This window comes from Thermus caldifontis (genome assembly GCF_003336745.1).
GTDB classification, from domain to species: domain Bacteria; phylum Deinococcota; class Deinococci; order Deinococcales; family Thermaceae; genus Thermus; species Thermus caldifontis.
Window position 1 is genome coordinate 57478 of the sequence record NZ_QGMX01000007.1, and the last position, 21440, is coordinate 78917.

Sequence of the window (21440 nt, forward strand, 5' to 3'; positions counted from 1 at the left end):
ACCTCCTCACTTGAAGGCTTCCTCAAGAAGCGCTTCCTGCTCCTCTTTGTGCACCTTGGAGGAACCCACCGCGGGGCTTGGGGACTCGGGCCGGGCCACCACGCTGAAGGGATGGCCGTAGATCTCCCCGCAAAAACGGGCGGAGAGGTACCACCAGGCCCCCTGGTTCACGGGTTCCTCCTGGACGTAGACCACCGGGGTTTTCTTGGGGTAAAAGCCCAGGGCCTCCTTGAGCTCGGCCTCGGGGAAGGGGTAGAGGAGCTCCAACCGGACGAGGGCCACGTCCTCCGCCCCCAGCTCCTTTCGCTTCTGCACCAGGTCGTAGTAGACCTTCCCCGAGGTGAGAAGGACCTTCCTCGCCCCCTTGACCCTTTCCGGAATCACCTTCTGGAAACGCCCCTGAGCGAGCTCCTCCAGGCTGGAGGCCACCTCGGGGTGGCGGAGGAGGCTTTTGGGGGTGAGGACGATAAGGGGCTTGCGGATGGGGCGCTTCACCTGGCGGCGGAGGAGGTGGAAGAACTGGGCGGGGGTGGTGGGGTAGGCCACCTGGAGGTTGTCCTTGGCCCCCAGCTGCAAGAAGCGCTCCAGCCGGGCGGAGGAGTGCTCAGGGCCTTGGCCCTCGAGGCCATGGGGCAGGAGGAGGACCAGGCCGGAAAGCCGGTTCCACTTGGCCTCGGCGCTGGCCAGGAACTGGTCGATGTAAACCTGGGCCACGTTGACGAAGTCCCCAAACTGGGCCTCCCATAGGACTAAGGCCTCGGGGTAGTCCAGGCTGTACCCGTACTCAAAGCCCAAGACCCCGGCCTCGGAGAGGGGGGAGTTGTGGATCTCCACCTCCGCCTGGCCCTCGGCCAGGTGCTGCAGGGGAAGGTAGGAGCTGCCCGTCTGGTAGTCGTAAAGGGCGGCGTGGCGCTGGGTGAAGGTGCCCCTTAAGGCATCCTGGCCCGTAAGGCGCACCCTATGCCCCTCCACGGCCAAGGAGGCCAAGGCCAAGGCCTCGGCCGCCGCCCAGTCCAGGGGACGTTTCTCCTCGGCCATCTCCCTCCTGGCCTCCAGGAAGCGCTTCAGCTTGGGGTGCACCCCGAAGCCCTCGGGCACGGCGCTTAAGCGAAGGAGAAGCCCCCTTAGCGCCTCCTTTGGCACCCCGGTTTCCACCTCGGGCACAGACGAATCGGGCCCCCCCACGTACCCCTGCCAGATCCCGGAAAGCCCGTGGGGCACCACGGGGCCTGGCTCCGCCTTGACCCGGGTGAACTCACCCTCCAGCCTGGCCAGATAGGCCTCCTCCCAGGCCTTAACCTCCCCTTCCCCCACCACCCCTTCGGCGAGAAGCCTTTCCCCATAGACCTTCCAGGGCTCGGGCTTCTTGCTGATGAGGGCGTACATGGGGGCTTGGGTGAAGGTGGGCTCGTCCGTTTCGTTGTGCCCCCGGCGGCGGTAGCCCACCAGGTCGATGACCACGTCCTTGGCGTAGCGCTTTCGGTACTCCAGGGCCAGGCCCAGGACGAACCAGAGCTCGTCTAGGGCCTCGGCGTTCACGTGGAAGATGGGGGCCCCCAGCATCTTGGCGATGTCCGTGGGGTAGCGGCAGGAGGTGTACTCCTCGGGCAGGGTGGTGAAGCCCAGCTGGTTGTTGGCCACGATGTGGAGGGTCCCCCCCACCCGGTAGCCGGGAAGCCGGGAGAGGTTAAGGGTTTCCTGGACGATGCCCTCCCCGATGAAGGCCGAGTCCCCGTGGACCAAGATGGCCAGGCCCCTTTTTCTCTCCCGGTCCCCGAAGCGGTCCTGCTTGGCCCTTAGCCTCCCCAGGGTCACGGGGTTTACGAACTCCAGGTGGCTGGGGTTGAAGTTGAGGGAGAGGTGCACCTTCCCATAGGGGGTATCGAGGTCGTTGGAGAAGCCCAGGTGGTACTTCACATCCCCCGAGTAGCCTTCGGGGAAGATCTCCTCAAACTCGCGGAAGATGCGTTCCAGGGGTTTGCCCACCACGTGGGCCAGGACGTTGAGCCGCCCCCGGTGGGCCATGCCCAGGACCACCTCCCTAACCCCGTGGCGGGCGGATTCCTCCACCGCCAAAAGGAGAAGGGGGACCAGGCTTTCCAGGCCCTCGAGGCTAAAGGTCTTGGCCCCCAGGTACTTGCGCTGCAGGAAGGCCTCAAAGAGGCTCGCCTGCATGAGGCGCTCCAGGATGCGCCGGCGCACCTCTTTGGGGGGGGTGGGCCAAGGGTTCTCGATCCGGGAAAGAAGCCAGGCACGCTCCTCGGGTTCCACGTGGGAAAGCTCAAAGCCCACCGGGCCCAGGTAGATGGCCTCCAGCCCTTCCAAGAGGCTTCCCAGGGTGGCCGCCCCGAACCCTGGGGGAAGGGGCCTGGGAAGGTCCGAAGGGGAAAGGCCATGGGCCTCGAGGGTAAGCTCCTTCGGCCTTGGCCGCTCCCTTCCCAAGGGGTCTATGCGGGCCGCCAGGTGGCCCAGCTCCCGATAGGCCTGGACCAGGCGCTCCACCTTGAGGAGGAAGGCGGGGTCCACCGCCTCGGCCAGGGGGATGGGGGCGGTCCTTCGGCCATCCCCCCAGGGTTCTCGTCGGGAATCCTCCAAGGCGAGGGCGGAAAAGTAGCGGCGCCACTCCTCCGGCAGGGAAAAGGGGTCCTCCAGATAGGCCCGGTAGAGGGCCTCCAGGTAGCCTTGGCTTTCCAGCGTGAGCTCCATCCTACCTCCTAAAGGGGCCTACGCCCCCTCTCTACGCTACACCAAAAAGCGGTGTAGGTGCTTTGGGACCGGTACAATGGGGCCATGGTCCTGAAGGAGAGACAAGAAGGCGTCCTCCTCCTCACCCTGAACCGGCCGGAAAAGCTGAACGCCATCACCGGCGCCCTGCTGGAGGAACTCTACCAGGCCCTAAAGGAGGCCCAGGAGGACCCCGGAATCCGGGCCCTCCTCCTCACGGGGGCAGGCCGGGCCTTCTCCGCCGGGCAGGACCTGGGGGAGTTCGGGGGGGAAAAGCCCGACTACGAGGCCCACCTCCGCCGCTACAACCGGGTGGTGGAGGCCATGGCGGGCCTGGAAAAACCCCTGGTGGTGGCGGTGAACGGGCCTGCCGCGGGGGCGGGCATGAGCCTGGCCCTTTGGGGGGACCTGCGCCTCGCTTCCCAGGAAGCCACCTTCACCACCGCCTTTGTGCGGATCGGCCTGGTGCCGGACTCGGGGATGAGCTTCCTCCTTCCCCGCCTGGTGGGGTTCGCCAAGGCCCAGGAGCTCCTCCTCCTCTCCCCGAGGCTTTCCGCCGAGGAGGCCTTGGCCCTGGGCCTGGTGCACCGGGTGGTGCCGGGGGAAAGGCTTTTAGAGGAGGCTTTGGCCCTGGCCCAGGAGCTTTCCCAAGGGCCCACCCGGGCCTACGCCCTCACCAAGAAGCTCCTCCTGGAAACCTACCGGCTTTCCCTCACGGAGGCCTTGGCCCTCGAGGCCATCCTCCAGGGGGAGGCGGGCCGGACCCAGGACCACGAGGAAGGGGTAAGGGCCTTCCGGGAGAAACGCCCACCCAGGTTTTCGGGCCGATGATCCGCTACCTGAAGGGCACGGTCTTGCAGAAGGGAGAGGGGGGCTTCCTCCTCCTGGTGGGGGGGGTGGGGTTTTGGGTGCAGGCCCCCGAGACCTTCCTCCACACCCTAAAGGAAGGCCAGGAGGTGGCGGTCCACACCCACCTGCAAACCCGGGAGGAGGGCCTTTTCCTCTATGGCTTCCCCGATGAGGAAAGCCTCCTCCTCTTTGAGCTGCTCCTTTCCGTTAGCGGGGTGGGGCCCAAGGTGGCCCTCTCCCTCCTCTCCGCCCTCACCCCCAGGCTGTTGGCCCAGGCCCTGGCCCAGGGGGACCTGCGCCTCCTCACCGCGGCCAGCGGGGTGGGTAAGCGGCTTGCCGAGCGCATCGCCCTGGAACTTAAGGGCAAGGTGCCGCCCCATCTCCAGACCGGGGAGAAGGTGGAAAGCCAAAGGGCGGAGGAGGCCATCCTGGCCCTCACCGCCTTGGGGTTCAAGGAGGGCCAGGCCCGCAGCGTGGTCCTGGACCTCCTGGCGCAACGGCCCCAGGCCCAGGCCCAGGAGCTCATCAAGGAGGCCTTGAAGCGGCTCCGCTAGATCTTCCGAGCCACCCCAGCTCTAGCGCTTTTCCAAGCGGGCGATGAGGGCCTTTAGATCCTCCTGCGCCCGCCCTTGGCGGAAGGGGTTGAAGGGCTCTCCCCGGAGGAGGGCCTGGAAGGCCCCACCCCCCGGTCCCTGTCCCGGAGGCCGTTGACCCTGTCCATCCCCTTGAGGCGGGCCTTGGCGGTTCTGGCGCGCCCTTTGCATTTCCAGCCTGCGGGTGTCCAGCCATTTGAGCTGGGCTGGGGTGAGAATCTTGTCCTCTATTTCCGCCATAATCTTTTCCGCTTCCGCAGGCTTAAGGTCGGGAAGGGTTTGCAACCTCTTAAGGAGGGGCAAAAGCCTCTGGGCCTGCGCCTTGGTGAAGGAAAGCCCCTTCTGCCCATCCATCTCCAGGAGGAGGCGCACCGTGCTGGAAAGCTCAAAAACGGACTGGTACGCCTGCAACCTCTGCCGCACCGCCGGGTCCAGGTTCCCAGGCCCCTGGGCCTGGGCCAAGACCAGCCCCAAAAGCAGGGTTAGCCCAAAGCCGATCGAGTAAATCCTCTGTCCCACGCCGCACCTCCTACTCGTACCGCAAGGCCTCCACCGGATCCAGGCGGGCTGCCCGCCACGCGGGATAGAGGCCAAAGAAAACCCCCACGAAGACGGCAAAGAGGAAAGCCACGGCTGCGCTAAGTGGCGAGAACACCGGGCTTACCCCTATGGCCTGGCCCACAAACCGGGCCATGAGGAGGCCTAGCCCCACCCCTAAAATCCCTCCCCCCACAGAAAGGATCACGGACTCTGCCAAAAACTGGGCCAGGATGTCCTTTGGCCTGGCCCCCAGGGCCTTGCGCACCCCGATCTCCCGGGTGCGCTCCGTGACGGATACCAGCATGATGTTCATGATGCCGATCCCTCCCACCAGAAGGCTGATGGCCGCTACCCCCCCTAGGAAAAGGGTCATGACCAGGGTGGTCTGGTTCACGCTCTGCAGGGCGTCCTGCTGGTTGGTAATGGAGAAGTCGTAGGTACTGGGGTCCACCAGGCCCCGGCGCTCCGCCAGGAACTGGGTGAGCCGTTCTTGAAGTTCCTTGAGGCGATGGCGGTCCGCCCCTTGCACGTAAATAGCATTTACCTTGGGCTCCCCCGCCTCGAGGCGGGCCAGGCGTTGCAGGTAGGTGGAAAGGGGCACGAAAACCTGGTAGTTAAGGCTAGTAAAGCCCTGGTCCCCCTTGTCGGGCAAGACCCCCACCACGGTGAAGGGGATCCCGCCGATGCGCAGGCGCTGGCCCAAGGGATCCTCACCCCCGAAGAGATCCTGAGCGATGCCGTAGCCGATCACCGCCACCCGCCGCCTTTGATCCACATCCTCTTGTGTAAAAAAGCTTCCCCTCTCCGGCTCGGCGTTGCGCACCTGTGCAAAATCGGGCCATGTACCCACCACGATGGCCCTGAGGTTGTTCGCTCCGTATTTGAGCTGGAAGTTTCCCTGGGCCACGGGGGCCACCCCCACCACCTCCTGAGGAAAGGCCTCCCGGATGGCATAGGCGTCGGAAAGGGGAATGGTAGCCGACCCACCAAGGCGCACCAGCCCACCCCCCGGGCCCATTCGCCCCTGGGCGGGACCCACGGTGAGGAGGTTGGTGCCCAATCCTTCCAAAAGGGAGGTGATCCTTTGGGTGGTTCCCTGCCCCACCATGGTGAGGGCCACCACCGCCGCCACCCCGATCACCACCCCCAAAGCGGTGAGGGCAGAGCGCAAGGGGTTGGTGACTATGGCCCCCAAGGCGATGCGCGCCACTTCTCCCAAGGAGAGCCCCACCCTTCCCCGCCGGCCAGCTCCTTTCCCAGGCTCAGCCGCCACCACCCTAACCCCTCCTTTCATCGGCCACGATCTCCCCATCCCGCACCCGCACGATGCGCCGGGTCTTCTCCGCCACCATGGGCTCGTGGGTAACGACGACCACCGTGGTCCCCTCGCGGTTAAGCTCCTGGAAAAGGGCCATGATCTCCTCTCCCGTCTTGGTGTCCAAGGCCCCGGTGGGCTCGTCGGCTAGAAGAAGAGGGGGGTTCAGGGCCAGGGCCCGGGCGATGGCCACCCGCTGGCGCTCTCCCCCGGAAAGCTGGTTGGGGAGGTTCTTGGCCTTGTCCAATAGCCCCACCCGTTCCAAGAGGGCCAGGGCCCGCCGGCGCCGCTCCCCTAGAGGCATGCCCGCATAGGCCAAGGGCACCTCCACGTTCTCCACCGCCGAAAGCCGGGGCAGGAGGAAGAAGGCCTGGAAGACGAAGCCCAAAAACCGATTACGCAGATAGGCCCGCTCCTCCTCGGAAAGGGTGGAAGTGGGTTTACCCAAAAGGAGGTACTCCCCCTCTGTGGGGCGGTCCAAAAGACCAAGGAGGTGAAGCAGCGTGCTCTTGCCGCTTCCCGAAGGCCCCATGATGGAAAGCATCTCCCCTTCCTCCACCCTGAGGTCCACGCCCCTCAGAGCGGGAAAGGAAACCCCGCCGCTTTGGTACACCTTTTTCACCCCCTTAAGCTCCAGGAGCACCGTTACCTCCCAAAGCCCGGGAGGGGAACCGGGGAAGGGGATGAGGGAGTACGGGGGGTCTGGGATGCACCCCCAGCCTTGGGCAGAATCACCTGGTCCCCCTCCTTCAACCCCTCTAACACCGCCACCATCCGGGCATCCTCCGGCCCCAGGGTCACCCGCACGGTGTCCGTGGAGCCATCGGGAAGAAGGACGTTCACGTAGGCCCGGCCCCGCACCCGCTCCACCGCCCGCTTGGGAACCACCAAAACCCCCCGGGCCTCCTCCACCACGATCTCCCCGTCGGCGCTCATGCCTGGGCGCAAGCGCTCATCGTAAGGTAGGCGCACGGTCACCTTGAAGACGGGGATATTGTTCACCACCTGGCCCTGGGGGCCAATGGCCTCCACCTGGCCCATGAAGGTTTCTCCTGGCAGCCCCTCTAGGGTCACGTTCACCTTCTGCCCTACCTGGACCTTGGCGATCTCCGTTTCATCCACCTCCAGGGCCAAGGTGTATGTGGAAAGGTCACCCAGGGTGAGGAGTGGAGTATTCGGACCCACCTGCGCCCCGGCGCTTGCGGAAACCGAAAGCACCACTCCGGCCAAGGGGGCACGGACCCGGGTCTTTTCCAGGTTGGACCGGGCTTCCTCCAGGGCCAGACGGGCTTGGGCTAAAGCCGCCTCCTGGGCCTTGAGGTCCTCTTGCAACTGGGCTTGGCGCAGGCGCAGGCTTTCCCGTTGGGCCTCGAGGCCAGCCCGGGTGTTTTCCAAAGTGCGCAGGGCGTTGGCGTAGGCGGCTTCCGCCTCCAAAAGTGCCTGGCGGCTGGCCCCTCCCGCCTGGTAAAGCAACTGGGTAGCCTCTAGGTTGCGCCGGGCGGTCTCTAAGGAGGCCTGGGCATTGGCGTGGGCCACCTCGGCGCTTTTCACGCTGGCCCGCAAGGAAGCCAGGCTACTTTCCCCTTGGATGCGGGTGTTGGCCAGGTTGGCCTGAGCCCTTTGCAGATCGGCTTGGGCCTGCTCCAGGGCTCGGCGGAAAGGGGCCGGGTCCAGCTCTGCCACCACCTCACCCTCCTTCACCTCTTTCCCCTCATCCACCACGGAAAGGAGGGTCCCCTGGACCTCGGGGCGCACCTCGAGGGTCTGCCACGGGGCCAGGCGCCCCGAGCCCGCCACGGTTACCCGCACCTCTCCCCGAGCCACGGTGTAGACCTCGGGAACCTCCTGGACACGCGAAGGGCCCTTGGGACGGAGAAGAAGGTAACCCCCTATCCCAAGAAGCAACCCCAAGGCCAAAAGGAGCCAACGCCTCATGGCTCCACCCCCAAGCCCGTGAGGTCCTGCCCTGCCGCCACGCTCAAAGCCGCCAGAGCCCGCCAGTAGGCGTTTTGCGCCTGCAAGAGGGAGTGCTGGGCCTGAAGGTGGCCCACCTCCTCTTGCTCTAGCTGCAGGAGGCTGATGGTCCCTGCCTGGAAGGAGCGCCGGGCCACCCCCAGGGTCTTCTCCTGGTTGGCCAGGGCTTCCCGGGCGGTGAGCACCTGGCCCCAGGCCGCTTGCGCCTGGGCGTAGGCGCTCTCCAAGGCGGAGAGGGCCTGGGCCAGGGTGTTCCCCTGGTTTCTGCGGGCGGTTTCCAGGCTGGAGCGGGCCTTTTCCAGGGTCAGGCGGGGGGTGTAGTCGTTATCGGCCAGGCTCACCTGGAGTTCCGCCAGCTCCACCGCCTGCCGGGCCTGCAAAAGGCTGAGGAGGCGGTTTGCCAACCCTTCCTTCAGGGAGTCCAGGCCCACGCCCAAGGGTTTGGGCTCGGGTAAGGGGGAAAGCCTAGGCTCCTGGGGAAGGGCAAGGCCCAACACCGCCTCCAAGGCCTTGACCAGGGCTGGACGTTGGCCTTGGGCGTTTTTCCAGGCCAGCTCCGCCGAGCGCAAGGCAGCCTCAGCCTTGGCCACATCCAAATCGGTGGCGTTGCCCGCTTGGCGCCGGGCGCGGACCACCGCCAGGTTTCTTGCCGCCAGCGCCCGGTTGGCCTCCAACACCTTTTCGTTCTCCTGGGCCTCGAGGAGGTTGGTGTAGGCGGCAAGGAGGCTCTGCAAAAGGCTAAGGCGGCCCGCCTGTACCTGGAGCTCCGCCAGGGCCAAGGCCTGCCGCGCCTGGGTGAGGGGCTGGATCAAGGTGCTGGGATCAGCCTCTAGGGCCCCAAGTTCCACCCTCGCCGATTCCCGGGAAAGGAGGGCATTTTGGTACCCGGGGTTATGCTGTAAAGCCGTTTCCCATGCGCCCCCCCAGTCCAAAACCGACTGGGCTAGAGCCATGGCACCCAAGAAAAAAACCGCCAGCGTCCACCTCATTCCTCACCTCCCAAAAGGGATTCCCCCATGGCATCCAAAAGGGCGTAGTAGGCCTGCAAAAGCCCAGCCCTGGCCCCCTCCCATGCCCGCTGGGCCTGCAAAAGGCCGAGCTCCGCCTGCTTCACCTCCAGGATGGTTCCCGTACCCGCCTCCAGGCGCCTCCTGGCATTATCCAAGGAGTTCTCCGCCGCCTGTAGGCTCTTTGCCACCACCTCCAGCTGCCCCTGGGCCTGCACGAGGGTCTGGTGCTTGGACCTAAGGTCCAGCTCCGCCGTAACCAAGGCGTTGGCCAGGTTCCGCCTAGCCTGCTCCACCGCCCCCTCCCTAAGGGCAAGGGCTGCGTCTTGGGAGGGTTGCAGTAGGGGCAGGCTGGCCTGGAGTTGGAGGCTGGTCTGGCTTTGCGACGTTCCCGAACTGTACTGGAGGCTGTACCCCAGCTGCCCGGTCTTCAGGTCCAGGCTGACCCCCAGGCTACCTGGTCCTTCCGCCACACTTACACCCAGGCTCACGGAGGGGAAAAACCGGTCCCGCCGGGCCTGGGCCAGAAGGGCCTCCGCCTCTTCCAGGGCCAGCCTGGCCTTTTGCACATCGGGCCTCCGTTCCCTGGCGGCCAAGGCCTCGTCCAGGGTGGGCGGGGTCTGGGGAAGGGACAGGGGAAAAGGTTCCACCTGGGTGCCCAAGCTGGCCTCGAGGCGGGCTTTGGCCAAGTTCCAGGAAAGCTCTGCCTGCAAGGTGTCTGCCTGTGCCTGGGCCAGGCTGGCCTGGGCCTCTAGAAGCGCCTGGAAAGTGGCCTGGCCCCTGGCTTGCTGGGCCTCCACCGCCTTGAACTGGGCCTCCCTAAGCTCCAGAGCCTTCCTGGCCACCCCAAGGTCCAACCCCGCCAGGTAGGCCTCCAGGTACTGGGACAGGACCTTCTGGAAGAGGGCGTTCTCCTGGGCCTTGATGTCCAGAAGGGTTTGGCGGTAAGCCCGTTTGGCTGCCTCCAGGTTATCCTGGGCTGGCCCCCAGGGCAAAAGAGGCAGACTTCCCCCCACCCCCAGGGAAAGGGTTTCCTGGCCCAAGGGGGTCCGGGCATAGCTACCCTGAGGGGTCAGGGTCGGGAAAAGCCCCGCCTGAGCTGCCTTCAAGGAAAGCTCTGCCTGCACCCTCTCCGCCTCCAGGTCCCGAAGGGCCGGGCTTTGGCGCACCAGGGCCAGAAGGTCCACCCCCCCGGCCAAGGCGGGCAGAAAGAGGAAAAGCCACCACACCTGCTTCATCTCAAAGGCAGCCTACGGCTGCGGGGTTAGCCCGGGGTTAAGGGGAAGGCGGAGCCCCGCCCTAAGCCCTGTGGGGTGATGGGGCAAAAGTTCTAGGCGTCCCCCATGGGCCTCGGCCACCTTCTTGGCCACGGAGAGGCCAAGCCCCTCCCCCGGGCTTGGGGAGGCGCGGAAGAAGGGTCTTCCCGCCTCCTTGAGGGCCGCCTCGGGCATCCCTGGCCCCTGGTCCTGCACCTCCAAGACCACTCCCTCCCCTTCCAGCCGCAACACCACCTCCACCCCCTTCCCCTCCCCGTGGAGGAAGGCGTTTTGCAGGAGGTTGCGCAGGGCCTGGGCAAGGAGCAGGGGATTCCCCTGGAAAGGGAGGCTTTCCGGACCCCGGTAGGGCACGCCGAAGGCCTCGGCCTCCTGGCGGGCCAGCTGGGCCAGGTCCAGGGGAATCCTCTCCACCCGCCCCTCCCGGGCCAGGACCAAGAGAGCCTCCACCAGGCGCTTCATGCGCAGAAGCTCTTCCTTGACCGCCTCTTGGACCTCTTCCCGGGGAAGGTAGCCGGCCTCCGCCGCCTCCAGCTGAGCCAAGGCCGCCGCCACCGGGGTTCTCAGCTCGTGGGCGGCATCTCGGGTAAAACGGCGCTCCCTTTCCAAGAAGGCCTCAAGCCGCTCCAGCATATGGTTGAAGGCCTGGGCCAGGGACTTGAGCTCCCCGCCCCCTCCCGGGGCCACCCGGTGGGAAAGGTCCCCGGAGTCCGCCACCTGCTTGGCCACCTCCGTGAGGCGGGAAAGGGGCCGTAGGGCGGCTTGGGCCAGCCTCGAGGCCAGAAGCACCGCCAACAGGGTAAGCAAGGCCCCGCTTCCCAGAAGGGCCAGGCGGAAGCGGGCCAAGGCCCCCGCCGCCCCGGGGTCGTACCGGGCCACGGTGAGGGTACCCCCCGGCACCTCCAGCACCAAGACCCGCCACCCTTCCTGCCAATAGGCCCCTGGGGTAAACCGCGGCCAGTCTGGAAAGTTGGGACTTTGGTGTGCCTCCTCCCCCTGCACCAGGCGGAAGGCAAACTCCCCTCGAGGAGGTCTACGCCCTTCGGAAAGGGCCGCCACATAGAAGAGGAGGGAGCGGTCCAGGTCGGCCTCGAGGAGGCGCTTGAAGGCCACGTAGCTCAAAGCCCCCTGGAAGAGGAGGGCAAGCCCAATGGAAATGGTCAGGAAAAGGGCTAAGCGGGCCCTAAGGCTCATGGCCAAGCCGGTACCCCCCGGGCACGGTGCGTATGACCTGCGAATGAAGTTTCTGCCTCAGGTAGTGGATGTACACCTTCACCGCTCCCACCTTCTCCGCATCCCCAAAGACCTTTTCCGCCAACGCTTCCGGGGAGAAAACCCGGCCCGGATGGAGCAAAAAAACCTCCAAAAGGGCGAACTCCTTGAGGGAAAGGTTCACCTGCTGGCCCTTATGGTAGACCGCCCGCCCTGCCAGGTCCACCTCCAGGTCCCCCAAGCGAAGACGGGAGGCCTTGGCCTCCGCCTGCCGGCGGAAAAGAGCCCGCACCCGGGCCAGAAACTCCTCCAGGTGAAAGGGCTTCACCAGGTAGTCATCCCCACCCAGGTCCAGACCCCTTACCCGGTCCTCCAGGGCATCCCGGGCGGTGAGGAAAAGGATGGGCCCCTTGTACCCCGCCAGGCGCACCTCCTCGCCGAAACGGAAGCCCCCATCGGGATCCTCGGGCAAGCGCACGTCCAGGACCATTAAGTCGGGCTCCAGCTCCAAGAAGGCCTCCCTGGCCTCCTCCAGACCCTTGGTCCAGCGCACCCCATAGCCCTGGGCCCTTAAAGCCCCCTCCACCGCCCGGCCCAGGTGGGGCTCATCCTCCAAAAGCAGAACCTGCACAGCTTCAGTATGCAACCGAGCGGTTAGGCCAAGGTTATGGGGACTAACGCTACCCTAACCCCTCTTACCTACCCTTTAGAGCATGGGCCGGTACGGGGCCAGGTGGGAAGGCATCCTGGGAAGTTTCCTGGAGGTTCAGCTTCACGTACCCCCGTGGAAGGCGCAAAGGGTCTTCCAGGTCATCCTGGGGGAAGTGCAAAGGCTCGAGGGCCTCTTCAGCCGCCACCGGGAAAGCGAGCTCACCCGTCTGGTCCACCAAGGGGGAGGTTGGCCGAGCCCGGAGATGCGGGAGGTGTTGGCCACGGCCCTAGCCCTTCAGGAAGCCACGGGAGGAGCCTTCCACCCGGCCCCTCGCCATGGCGGAGAAGCCTTGCGCTTCCGGGGAGATGAGGTCGACATCTTGGCTCCCCTGGACTTGGACGGCCTGGCCAAGGGCTACATCGCCGACCGGGCGGCCCAAGCGGCCATCCAAGCGGGGGCCCGGTCCGTCTTGGTGAACCTGGGCGGGGACCTGGCCCGCCTGGGCCCTGGGAAGGCGGAGGTAGCGGTGGAGGATCCTCAGGGCCCCGACAACGCCAAGCCCTCTTGGATCCTGCTTCTGAGGGAAGGGGGCGTGGCCACCAGCGGGCTACGGCACAAGGGGCTCCACCTTCTAGATCCCCAGCGGAAAGCTCCGGTAAGTCCCCTAACAGCCATACAGGCCACGGTGATCGCCCCTAGCGCTCTCCTGGCCGATGGCCTCACCAAGGCCCTCTTTCTCCTGGGGAAGGAAGGGTTTTCCGTGCTCAGAAGCTTTGGAGCCGGGGGAATCCTCTTCACCCCCGATGGCCCTGTACCGAGCCCAGAGCTTAGGGAGGAAGGGATGCTTAAGCGTTATTACAGTCGTAGAAGCTTTTTCCGGAGGGTGCTGGGCGGAGCCTTGGCCTTGGGGTTGGTTAAGGGCCAGGGCAAGGCCTGGCCGCAAGGGATGGAGCTCAGGGTCCGCTTTGCCTACGAGGGAGGAGGGTTCCGCTACCGGGCCCCATACGTGGCCGTCTACGTGGAGGACGAGAGGGGGAACCTGGTCCGCACCCTAGGGCTTTTCCTCATGCCGGGGAAGGGGGAACGGTGGTGGAACGCCCTCCGGCGCTACTTTACCCTGGGGAGCCTCGAGGCCATGCGCACCCTTTCCGGCCCCACCCGCCCCCCAGGACAGTACACCCTGGCCTGGGATGGCCTGGACGAGTGGGACCGCACCGTGCCTCAGGGAAGCTACTACGTGTGCGTGGAGTACGCCCGGGAACATGGCCCCTACGAGCTTTTCCGGGAAAGGGTGGAGATTGGGGACAGGCCCTTCCAGAAAACCTACCCCTTGAGAGGGGAGCTTAAGGAGGTGAGCCTTGATTACCGCAGGAAAACCTAGGAGCGGAGCTAGCCCCCTCAGAGCCCGCCTTTACTCCTGGGCCCGGGTCCTTCATCTTTACCTTTCCATGCTGGCCCTAATGGCGGTCCTCTTCTTCGCCCTCACCGGCCTCACCCTGAACCACCCCGAGTGGTTCGGGGAAGGGCGGGTGCGAAAGCTCACCGGCACCCTGGCTGATGCCCCCTACCTGCAGGGGGAGACCGTGAACTGGCTGAGGCTTGCCGAGGACCTCCGGGCCCTCGGGCTCAGGGGGCGGGTTTCCGAGTACGGCCAGAACAGGGCCCAGGCCTGGCTCTCCTTCCGGGCTCCCGGGTATGGCGCCGATGCCCAGGTGGACCTAAAGACGGGGGTGTACACCCTAAGCATCACGGAGGCCGGCCTGGTGGCGGCCCTCAACGACCTGCACAAGGGCCGGGATACTCCAGGGGCCTGGAAGTGGGCCATAGATCTCTCCGCCCTCTTCCTGACCCTGGTGAGCCTCACGGGCCTGCTTCTGAGCCTCTTTCTGCGCAAAACCCGACGCGCGGCCCTCCTCACCCTGCTTTTGGGCCTTCTCCTCTTCGGGGGCCTGGCCCTCTGGGCCTCCCTTTAAAGCTCGTCCAAAGCCTCCCTCGGGGTGCGGCGGGCGGCCAGGTGGCCCCCTTCCCGCCCTGCCAGGGGAAAGAGGGCCTCAAAGGGCCCCTCCAGGGCCAGGAGGCTTTCCCCCTGGAAGACCTTTGCCCCTGCGGGCGGGGTTCCCTCTAGGCCGAAGGGGAAAAGGGCCAAAAAGCCCTCCCCTGGCTCCCCTTCGCCTTGGTCCAGGTAAAGGGCCACGGGCTCCACAAACCCCATGAGCCGGGTGCGGTTTAGCTCCCGCCTTAAGGCCTGGAGGGCCCTGGGGTGGGAAGCCCCTTGCCAAAGGAGGAAATCGGCCTCGGCGGAAAGCCCCACCAGGCTGTAGACGGCCAAGAACCCTTCCCTTTGCTGCCAGCGGCCGAGGAGCTCGGCCAACTCCTCCTTAAGGTGCTCCTGCCCCTCCGCCTCGAGGCGGCGGAACTCCGGCAGGACCCGAAAGAGCCCAAAGGACCAAAGGAGAGGCATCAGCCCACCCCCAAAAACCGGGCCAGATCCTCCGGGGAAAGGTGTTTTCCCACGTAAAAGGGCCCAAACTCCCCAAAGCGGGCGGAAACCTCGTCAAAGCGCATCTCGTACACGATCTTCTTGAACTGGATGGGATCCCCGCTGAAGAGGTCCACCCCCCACTCCCAGTCGTCCAGGCCCTGGGCCCCGCTGATCACCTGCAGGACCTTCCCCTGGTACTTCCTTCCCGTTTCCCCATGGGCCTTCATGAGCTCCGCCCGCTCCTTGGCGGGGAGCAGGTACCAGTTGTCCTGGCCCTGTCGCCTTTTGTTCATGGGGTAAAAGCAGACATACCCCTCCTTGGGCACCTTAGGGGTGAGGCGGGGCTTGACGTAGGGGGCCTCGGGGTCCAGGGGACCGGTCTGGCTTCCCAGCTCCACCACGGAGTAAAACCCGTAGGCGGGGCTTAGGTAGTGGGCGAAGAGGCTTCGGTTAAGCCTGGTCTCCACCGCCAAAAGGGCGTCCACGTTCTCCCGAAGGTTCAGGAAGAGGAGGTCGGCCTTGTGGGTGATCACCTGGTACACGCCAAAGGACCCCTTGCCCTCCGCCTCCACCTCCTCCCACTCCCTCAGGATCGCGCGAAGCTCCGCCCAGGCCTCCTCCCGCTCCCCTTGGGAAGCAGAGAACCAAGCAGCGTAGTCCAGGTGGCGGAAGTCGTGGAGGATGTGCCAGCCCTCGAGGGTAAAGGTGGGCTCGGGAATGTAACCTCCCATGCCCCCACTATACCCTCGGGATATACTCCCAGCATGGTGGCCCTACACGTAGGCCTTACCCTTCTCCTGGCCTGGCTTTTGGGCCGCTACGGGGCCAGGGCCCTGAACGCCCTGGGGCGCCTAACGCCCACAAAACGGGACGACCGGCTGTTCCAGCTCCTGGGCCTCCTTTGGTGGGGGGTGGTGGCCCTCCTGGCCCTAAGCTACCTGGCCCACGCCCTCGCCTGGCCCCTGGAGCCCTTGGCCACCTGGGGGAAAGCCCTGGTGGGGTGGCTGGGAAGCCGGGGCTTGGCCATCTTGGCGGTGGCCGCCCTCACCTTCCTGGCCTACCGCCTCATCCCCCTCCTCCTGGCCCAGCTACCCGAGCCGGAAGGGGAGCTCACCCGGGAGGCGGTGCGGCGGAAAACCCTAAGGGTGGTGGCGGAGTCGGTTCTCCGGATCGCCATCCTGGTCCTGGGTGGGCTCTTTTTGCTCTCCAACCTGGGCTTTAACGTCACCGCTCTCCTGGCGGGGGCTGGGGTGGTGGGCCTAGCGGTAAGCTTCGCCGCCCAGAACCTGGTTCGGGATTTCATTAACGGGTTTTTCATCCTCCTGGAGGATCAGTATGGGGTGGGGGATATCGTGCAGATAGGCGGGGTGGGAGGTAAGGTGGAACGCTTCAACCTGAGGGTCACCGTCCTGCGGGACCTGGAGGGCCGGGTCCACTTCATCCCCAACTCCGAGGTGCGCCAGGTGACGGTCCTCACCCAGGAGTGGAGCCGGGCGGTGGTGGACGTGGGGGTGGCCTACAAGGAGGATCTGGACCGGGTTTTGGCGGTGTTCCAGGACGAGGTGGCCCGCTTCCACCAAGACCCAGCGTGGCAGGACCGCTTCACCGAGCCCCCTGAGGTCCTGGGGGTGCAGAACCTGGACCAAAGCGCCGTGGTCATCCGGGTCCTCTTCAGCACCAAGCCTGGGGAGCAGTGGGCGGTGGCCCGGGAGTTCCGCCGCCGCATCAAAAACCGCCTGGACCGGGAGGGAATCGAGATCCCCTACCCCCACCAGAAGCTCTACTTTGGCGAACCCCTTAGGCTGGAGAAGGGAGCGTAAGGATGCCGGACGTTTACAAGACCATCCTGGAGGCCCTCCGCCCCCACCTGGGCACCAGGGCCGAGGCGGTGCTGGAGGAGGGGCTAAAGCGCCTGGGCAAAGGGCCTTCTGAGCTCACCCCGGCGGATGGGGCCCACCTCCTGAAGGGCCTGGTGTACCGCGAGCTCCAGGCCCGCATGCGTCCGGAGGAGGCCAGACGGTTGGTGGAGGGGGTGCTGGCCCAGATAGAAGGCCAAGGGACTAGGCTGGCCAAACTGGAACAGGGCTTGAAACGCTTCGGGCTTTACGTGGACTGGCCGGAGGTGGCCCGCCTCCGGGCCCTGTTGAACCGCCTGCGCCAGGCCCCGGACCCCGGGCTTTTGGCGGAGGGGGAGGAGCTTTTAGAGGCCCTGGGGGAGAAGCTGGAGGAAGCCCTCCTGCGCCAGGCCCAGGACCTGGCCCACCTGGAGGAGGCCCTGGAAAGGGTGCGCCACCTGGGAGGGCCCAAGGTGCGCAGGCTGGAGAGCCTGGTGGAAACCATCCGCCAGGCTCAGGGGGAGGGCATCCTGGCCCAGGCGGAGGTGGAGCGGGCCCGGAGCCTGGCCCTGGAGCTACGGAAGTTCCTGGAGTCCAGCGCCGTCAAGCCCCCCACCCTGCCGGAGATCGTCTTTGAAACCCAGGAAACCCCGCCCCCTTCCCACCCCACCGACGTCTTCCTCACCGTGGAGGAAGCCTCCGAGCTGGAAGGGGAGCTATTGGTGGACCTCGAGGCCCTATCCCAGGAGGCCAGCCAGCGGATCCTGGCCCTGGAGGTGGAGGAGGAAAAGCGCAGGCTGGAGGAACTCTTAAGCCGCTATGCGCCCCTGGTGGAAAGGGCCACGGTAAGCCCCCTTCTCGCCGAGGTCCAGGCCCTCTTGGACGCGGGCACCCCCGTGGGGGAGAAGCTCAAGGCCCTGGAGGAGGCCTTCCAGGAGGCGGGGAGAAACCTGCGGGCGGAAAAGCGGGCCCGGCTGATCCAGCTTCAGGAGGCCCTGCGCCTCCTTTCCCTTCCCGAGGAGGCCAAGCTCCCCTTGCAACAGGCCCTAAAGCTGGCGGAGGAAACCCTGGAGGAGGGGGGCTACCCCGACCTCCTTCCCCTGGAGGAGGGGCTTAGGCGCCTGGAGGCGGAGGCTCGGCGCAAGGCGGAGGAGGAGAAGCGCCTTTTCCAGGAGAAAGAGGCCCTGGTGGAGGAGCTAAAGGAGAAGGGCGAGGCCTTCCGCCCGCTTCTGGAAGAACTGCAGGCCCTTCCCCTGGAGGCCCTTCCCCAAAGGCTTCCCGAGGTGCGGGCCCGCTACGCCCAGCTCCTCAAGGCCCAAGGGGAGGAGGCCGCCCTAAGGGCTAAGCTTAGCCAGGCGGCCAAGGCCCTGGAGGCCCTAAAGCCCGAGGCCCTGGCCCTGGGCCTGAAGGAGAAGGTGGCAGAGGCGGAAACCCTCCTGGCCCAGGGAGGCCTTCCCGATCTGGGAGCCCTGCAAAAGAGCCTCGAGGAAGCCAAGGCCCAGGCCCGGCAGGAGGCCCTTTTGGAACTGGGCCGCCTCCAGGCCCTGGCGGAGCGCTTCCGCGGCTTCGGAGGAGAGGGTGTCTTGCGGGCCATCGCCGAGGAAAAGGGCAAGCCCCTCCCCGACCCCACCCCCATCGCCCGGGCCCTGGAGGCCTTAAAGCGGCGGATGGAGGTGAAGCGGGAGGAGCTCACCACCCGCCTCACCGCCTTCTTCCAAAGCTACTTCCGCCTCGAGGGGTTCCAAAGCGAAACGAGCCGCCGCCTGAGGGCTCTTCTGCCGGTGCTCCAAAGCGCTCAGGAAAAGCTTCCCCGCCTAGGACCCCAAGGCCTCCTCCAGGTGGAGAAGACCCTGGGCCAGGCGGAGGCCCTTCTCCGGGAGCTGGAAAGGGAGCGGGAAGCCGCCAAGGCCGTGCTCCAGGAGATTAAGGGCGAGGACCTGGAGGCCCTCCTGGAGGTCTTGGACGGGGGAAGGGCCCAAGCCCAGGCCGCGCCCTCCGGGTCCCAGGTGGCTTCCCCAGGGGAGCTGGAGGCGGACCTCTCCCCCTTGCGCCTTCCCGGGGTGGAGGTGCTGGGTTACCTGGGGGAGGCCTTGCCCCTGCCCAAAGAACCCCTGGAGGCCCTGGTCCAGGCCCTGGACGGGCTGGATAAAAGCCTAGGCCAGACCCGGGGGCCTGCGGCCATCCTCCTGGGGGAGAAGGCCCTGGTCCTGGCCCCAAGAAAGGGCCGCACCCTGGTGGCCTTGCTGGAAAGGTCCAGCCTGTCCGCCTTCCTCCTGGAACTCGCCTCCTAGGGGTGCTACACTGAAAAATAGTGGTAACCGCTTCGGCCCTTTGGGACAAGCTTGCACCCCTTCTAGACTACCTTCCAGCAGGGGAACGGGAAAAGGTGCGGGAGGCCTACCTCTTTGCCGAGGAGGCCCACCGGGGCCAGCAGAGAAAAAGCGGGGAGCCCTACATCACCCACCCGGTGGCGGTGGCGGAGATCCTGGCCTCCTTGCACATGGATGCGGATACCGTGGCCGCAGGCCTCCTCCACGACACCCTGGAGGACTGCGGGGTGGCCCCCGAGGAGCTGGAAAAGCGCTTTGGCCCAGGGGTGCGCAAGCTGGTGGAGGGGGAGACCAAGGTCAGCAAGCTCTACAAGCTGGCCAACCTCGAGGGGGAGGAAAGGAAGGCCGAGGACCTTCGCCAGATGTTCATCGCCATGGCGGAGGACGTGCGCATCATCATCGTGAAGCTGGCGGACCGCCTCCACAACCTCCGCACCCTGGAGCACATGCCCCCCGAGAAGCAAAGGCGCATCGCCCAGGAAACCTTGGAGATCTACGCCCCCCTGGCCCACCGCCTGGGGATGGGGCAGCTGAAGTGGGAGCTGGAGGACCTCTCCTTCCGCTACCTCCACCCCGAGGCCTACCACGCCCTTCTCTCCCGCATCCAGGAAACCCAGGAGGCCCGGGAGCGCATCGTCCAGAAGGCCATGGCTGCCCTGGAGGAAACCTTGCGCCAGGACGAGCTCCTCCAGGCCCAGCTGCAGGGCTTTGAGGTGACGGGCCGGCCCAAGCACCTCTACTCCATCTGGAAGAAGATGGAGCGGGAGGGGAAGGCCCTGGAGCAGATCTACGACCTCCTGGCGGTGCGGGTGATCCTGGACCCCAAGCCCGCCCCCACGGAGGAGGGTAGGGCCCTAAGGGAAAAGCAGGTTTGCTACCACGTCCTGGGCCTGGTCCACGCCCTTTGGCAACCCATCCCTGGACGGGTTAAGGACTACATCGCCGTGCCCAAGCCCAACGGCTACCAGTCCCTCCACACCACGGTCATCGCCCTGGAGGGGCTCCCCTTGGAGGTGCAGATCCGCACCCAAAAGATGCACCGGGTGGCCGAGTACGGGATCGCCGCCCACTGGCTTTACAAGGAGGGCCTCACCGATCCCGAGGAGCTGAAGAGGCGGGTTTCCTGGCTGAAAAGCATCCAGGAATGGCAGCAGGAGTTTAGCAGCTCCCGGGAGTTCGTGGAGGCGGTAACCCGGGACCTTTTGGGGGGCAGGGTCTTCGTCTTCACCCCCAAGGGGCGGATCATCAACCTGCCCAAGGGGGCCACCCCCGTGGACTTCGCCTACCACATCCACACCGAGGTGGGGCACCACATGGTGGGGGCCAAGGTGAACGGGCGGATCGTTCCCCTCTCCTACGAGCTACAAAACGGGGAGATCGTGGAGATCCTCACCAGCAAAAGCGCCCACCCCTCCAAGGACTGGCTGGAGTTCGCCAAGACCCGTAGCGCCAAGAGCAAGATCCGCCAGTACTTCCGCACCCAGGAGCGCCAGGAAACCTTGGAACGGGGACAGAACCTCCTGGAGCGTTACCTGAACCGCCGGAGCCTCCCCAAGCCCAGCGACAGCCAGCTGGAGGAGGCCGCCAAAAAGCTGGGCCTCGCCCCTTCCCCCGAGGAGCTCTACCTGGCCTTGGCCCTGAACCGCATCACCCCCAAACAGGTGGCGGAGAAGCTTCACCCCAAGGCCCTCCTGAAACCGGAAAAACCCAAGGCCATCCCCAAGAACGAATGGGGGATCCGCCTGGAACAGGACCTCCAGGCCCCCATCCGCCTGGCCTCCTGTTGCGAGCCCATGAAGGGGGACGCCATCCTGGGCTTCGTCACCCGGGGCCGGGGGGTTACCATCCACCGGGCGGACTGCCCCAACCTGCGCCGGATCCTCCAGGGACCGGAGGCCGACCGGGTCATGGGGGCCTACTGGGAGGGGGTGGGGGGCAAGGTGGCCACCCTCGAGGTCCTGGCCCAGGACCGCACCGGCCTCCTGAGGGACGTGATGCAGGTGGTGGCCGAAGCGGGCAAAAGCGCCCTGGGCTCGGAGACGCGGATCCTGGGCCCCATGGCCCGCATCCGCCTCCGCCTCATCGTGCAGGATGGGGAGCGGGAAGCCCTGGCCCAGGCCCTAAGGGGGGTGAGAAGCGTGCAGGAGGTGCGCTGGGTCTAGAGGAGCCGCACCCAGACCTCCCGCATCCTGGGCCCGTCAAACTCCGCCAGGAACACCTGCTGCCAGCGGCCAAGCCTGAGCCTCCCCCCTTCCGCGGGAAGGAGGAGGTGGACCCCGGTGAGGAGGCTTTTCAGGTGGGCGTGGGAGTTCCCCTCCCCATGCCGGTCTTTGGGGTGGAGCTTGGGGGCCAGCTCCTCGAGGCGGGCCAAGAGGTCGTGGGCCACATCGGGATCCGCCCCCTCCTGCACGGTGAGGGCACAGGTGGTGTGGGGAACGAAGAGGTAGACTAGGCCGGTATGCCCCGCCAAGGCCTCTTCCACCTGGCGGGTGATGTTCACCAGGCCCTCCTTGGGTGTGGGGATCCGGATGGCCTTCATCCCTTTAGCATACGAGGCCAGTAAAGCCAGGCCCTTAAGCAAAGGGTTAAGATACCTTCGTTTGCTACCTTAAAGCTCCACCCCAGCCATTTGCAGCAGGACATGGCTGCGGAT

General features: G+C 66.0%; 19 protein-coding genes and 1 pseudogene. 8 read left to right on the forward strand and 12 right to left on the reverse strand.

Annotation, left to right across the window (positions count from 1 at the left end; translation table 11 throughout):
* Nucleotides 1–6: 6 nt before the first annotated feature.
* Entirely contained in the window at nt 7–2706 is a 2700-nt protein-coding gene (locus DK874_RS08175; RefSeq protein WP_114313530.1) for a 2-oxoglutarate dehydrogenase E1 component, read from the reverse strand.
* Nucleotides 2707–2790: 84 nt separating this feature from the next.
* On the opposite strand from DK874_RS08175, the gene DK874_RS08180 reads away from it, so the two are divergent.
* Both DK874_RS08180 and ruvA read left to right on the forward strand, forming a co-directional pair.
* Nucleotides 2791–3555, forward strand: coding sequence for an enoyl-CoA hydratase/isomerase family protein (locus DK874_RS08180; RefSeq protein WP_114313552.1), 765 nt, complete (start codon nt 2791–2793; stop codon nt 3553–3555).
* Nucleotides 3552–4127, forward strand: coding sequence for a Holliday junction branch migration protein RuvA (gene ruvA / locus DK874_RS08185; protein ID WP_114313531.1), 576 nt, complete (start codon nt 3552–3554; stop codon nt 4125–4127). Before DK874_RS08180 ends, ruvA begins: the two co-directional genes overlap by 4 nt.
* Nucleotides 4128–4148: 21 nt before the next feature.
* Here ruvA and DK874_RS08190 read toward each other — a convergent pair whose 3' ends face one another.
* The 8 genes from DK874_RS08190 to DK874_RS08225 are packed head-to-tail and all read right to left on the reverse strand — an operon-like array spanning nt 4149 to nt 12119.
* Nucleotides 4149–4685: a hypothetical protein gene (locus tag DK874_RS08190; protein ID WP_114313532.1), complete on the reverse strand. Its 537-nt coding sequence runs from the start codon at nt 4683–4685 to the stop codon at nt 4149–4151.
* A 10-nt stretch (nt 4686–4695) separates the two neighbouring features.
* Nucleotides 4696–5982 carry an ABC transporter permease gene (locus DK874_RS08195; protein ID WP_240307638.1) on the reverse strand — a complete coding sequence of 429 codons (1287 nt, stop codon included), beginning with the start codon at nt 5980–5982 and terminating at the stop codon, nt 4696–4698.
* A gap of 1 nt (nt 5983) precedes the next feature.
* On the reverse strand, nt 5984–6664 hold the full coding sequence (locus DK874_RS08200; RefSeq protein ID WP_114313533.1) for an ABC transporter ATP-binding protein: 681 nt from the start codon (nt 6662–6664) through the stop codon (nt 5984–5986).
* 2 nt (nt 6665–6666) lie between these two features.
* Nucleotides 6667–7956, reverse strand: coding sequence for an efflux RND transporter periplasmic adaptor subunit (locus DK874_RS08205; protein WP_114313534.1), 1290 nt, complete (start codon nt 7954–7956; stop codon nt 6667–6669).
* On the reverse strand, nt 7953–8984 hold the full coding sequence (locus DK874_RS08210) for a TolC family protein (protein ID WP_114313535.1): 1032 nt from the start codon (nt 8982–8984) through the stop codon (nt 7953–7955). The genes DK874_RS08205 and DK874_RS08210 overlap by 4 nt, the downstream gene beginning before the upstream one ends.
* Complete coding sequence (locus tag DK874_RS08215; protein ID WP_114313536.1) at nt 8981–10240, reverse strand: TolC family protein; 1260 nt, start codon at nt 10238–10240, stop codon at nt 8981–8983. The genes DK874_RS08210 and DK874_RS08215 overlap by 4 nt, the downstream gene beginning before the upstream one ends.
* 12 nt (nt 10241–10252) lie before the next feature.
* Nucleotides 10253–11470, reverse strand: coding sequence for a sensor histidine kinase (locus DK874_RS08220; protein WP_114313537.1), 1218 nt, complete (start codon nt 11468–11470; stop codon nt 10253–10255).
* Nucleotides 11460–12119, reverse strand: coding sequence for a response regulator transcription factor (locus tag DK874_RS08225; protein ID WP_162798755.1), 660 nt, complete (start codon nt 12117–12119; stop codon nt 11460–11462). Before DK874_RS08225 ends, DK874_RS08220 begins: the two co-directional genes overlap by 11 nt.
* A 283-nt stretch (nt 12120–12402) precedes the next feature.
* Here DK874_RS08225 and DK874_RS08230 point away from each other — a divergent pair.
* From DK874_RS08230 to DK874_RS08240, 3 genes and pseudogenes are all read left to right on the forward strand, one after another.
* Nucleotides 12403–12849, forward strand: a pseudogene (locus DK874_RS08230) (FAD:protein FMN transferase); the annotation flags it as partial.
* A gap of 132 nt (nt 12850–12981) precedes the next feature.
* Entirely contained in the window at nt 12982–13521 is a 540-nt protein-coding gene (locus tag DK874_RS08235) for a DUF2271 domain-containing protein (RefSeq protein ID WP_114313554.1), read from the forward strand.
* The gene (locus DK874_RS08240) at nt 13499–14113 is read left to right on the forward strand and encodes a PepSY-associated TM helix domain-containing protein (RefSeq protein WP_114313539.1); all 615 of its coding nucleotides are present in this window, start codon (nt 13499–13501) and stop codon (nt 14111–14113) included. Before DK874_RS08235 ends, DK874_RS08240 begins: the two co-directional genes overlap by 23 nt.
* On the opposite strand, the gene DK874_RS08245 is transcribed toward DK874_RS08240, so the two are convergent.
* Both DK874_RS08245 and hemQ read right to left on the reverse strand, forming a co-directional pair.
* Nucleotides 14110–14601 (reverse strand): chlorite dismutase family protein, encoded by a 492-nt coding sequence (locus DK874_RS08245; protein WP_114313540.1) that lies wholly within the window; start codon nt 14599–14601, stop codon nt 14110–14112. The two genes, DK874_RS08240 and DK874_RS08245, sit on opposite strands and share 4 nt — an antisense overlap.
* Entirely contained in the window at nt 14601–15353 is a 753-nt protein-coding gene (gene hemQ, locus DK874_RS08250; RefSeq protein ID WP_114313541.1) for a hydrogen peroxide-dependent heme synthase, read from the reverse strand. The genes DK874_RS08245 and hemQ overlap by 1 nt, the downstream gene beginning before the upstream one ends.
* Nucleotides 15354–15386: 33 nt before the next feature.
* Between hemQ and DK874_RS08255 the strand changes: the two genes are divergently transcribed.
* Genes DK874_RS08255 through DK874_RS08265 form a run of 3 tightly spaced genes read left to right on the forward strand, consistent with a single transcriptional unit; the run spans nt 15387 to nt 20949 of the window.
* Entirely contained in the window at nt 15387–16442 is a 1056-nt protein-coding gene (locus DK874_RS08255) for a mechanosensitive ion channel family protein (protein WP_114313542.1), read from the forward strand.
* A gap of 2 nt (nt 16443–16444) precedes the next feature.
* Nucleotides 16445–18748: a coiled-coil domain-containing protein gene (locus tag DK874_RS08260; protein WP_114313543.1), complete on the forward strand. Its 2304-nt coding sequence runs from the start codon at nt 16445–16447 to the stop codon at nt 18746–18748.
* Nucleotides 18749–18768: 20 nt separating this feature from the next.
* Complete coding sequence (locus DK874_RS08265) at nt 18769–20949, forward strand: RelA/SpoT family protein (protein WP_162798756.1); 2181 nt, start codon at nt 18769–18771, stop codon at nt 20947–20949.
* Here DK874_RS08265 and DK874_RS08270 read toward each other — a convergent pair.
* Nucleotides 20946–21326: a secondary thiamine-phosphate synthase enzyme YjbQ gene (locus DK874_RS08270; RefSeq protein ID WP_114313545.1), complete on the reverse strand. Its 381-nt coding sequence runs from the start codon at nt 21324–21326 to the stop codon at nt 20946–20948. The two genes, DK874_RS08265 and DK874_RS08270, sit on opposite strands and share 4 nt — an antisense overlap.
* Nucleotides 21327–21440 lie beyond the last annotated feature (114 nt).

Excerpts from the sequence above, each read along its gene's own strand:
- DK874_RS08255 (WP_114313542.1), top strand. The coding sequence starts at position 15,387 with ATGGTGGCCCTACACGTAGGCCTTACCCTTCTCCTGGCCTGGCTTTTG.
- DK874_RS08220 (WP_114313537.1), bottom strand. The coding sequence starts at position 11,470 with ATGAGCCTTAGGGCCCGCTTAGCCCTTTTCCTGACCATTTCCATTGGG.
- DK874_RS08270 (WP_114313545.1), bottom strand. The coding sequence starts at position 21,326 with ATGAAGGCCATCCGGATCCCCACACCCAAGGAGGGCCTGGTGAACATC.
- DK874_RS08175 (WP_114313530.1), bottom strand. The coding sequence starts at position 2,706 with ATGGAGCTCACGCTGGAAAGCCAAGGCTACCTGGAGGCCCTCTACCGG.
- DK874_RS08180 (WP_114313552.1), top strand. The coding sequence starts at position 2,791 with ATGGTCCTGAAGGAGAGACAAGAAGGCGTCCTCCTCCTCACCCTGAAC.
- DK874_RS08235 (WP_114313554.1), top strand. The coding sequence starts at position 12,982 with ATGCTTAAGCGTTATTACAGTCGTAGAAGCTTTTTCCGGAGGGTGCTG.
- DK874_RS08260 (WP_114313543.1), top strand. The coding sequence starts at position 16,445 with ATGCCGGACGTTTACAAGACCATCCTGGAGGCCCTCCGCCCCCACCTG.
- DK874_RS08210 (WP_114313535.1), bottom strand. The coding sequence starts at position 8,984 with ATGAGGTGGACGCTGGCGGTTTTTTTCTTGGGTGCCATGGCTCTAGCC.
- hemQ (WP_114313541.1), bottom strand. The coding sequence starts at position 15,353 with ATGGGAGGTTACATTCCCGAGCCCACCTTTACCCTCGAGGGCTGGCAC.
- DK874_RS08245 (WP_114313540.1), bottom strand. The coding sequence starts at position 14,601 with ATGCCTCTCCTTTGGTCCTTTGGGCTCTTTCGGGTCCTGCCGGAGTTC.
- DK874_RS08205 (WP_114313534.1), bottom strand. The coding sequence starts at position 7,956 with ATGAGGCGTTGGCTCCTTTTGGCCTTGGGGTTGCTTCTTGGGATAGGG.
- ruvA (WP_114313531.1), top strand. The coding sequence starts at position 3,552 with ATGATCCGCTACCTGAAGGGCACGGTCTTGCAGAAGGGAGAGGGGGGC.
- DK874_RS08215 (WP_114313536.1), bottom strand. The coding sequence starts at position 10,240 with ATGAAGCAGGTGTGGTGGCTTTTCCTCTTTCTGCCCGCCTTGGCCGGG.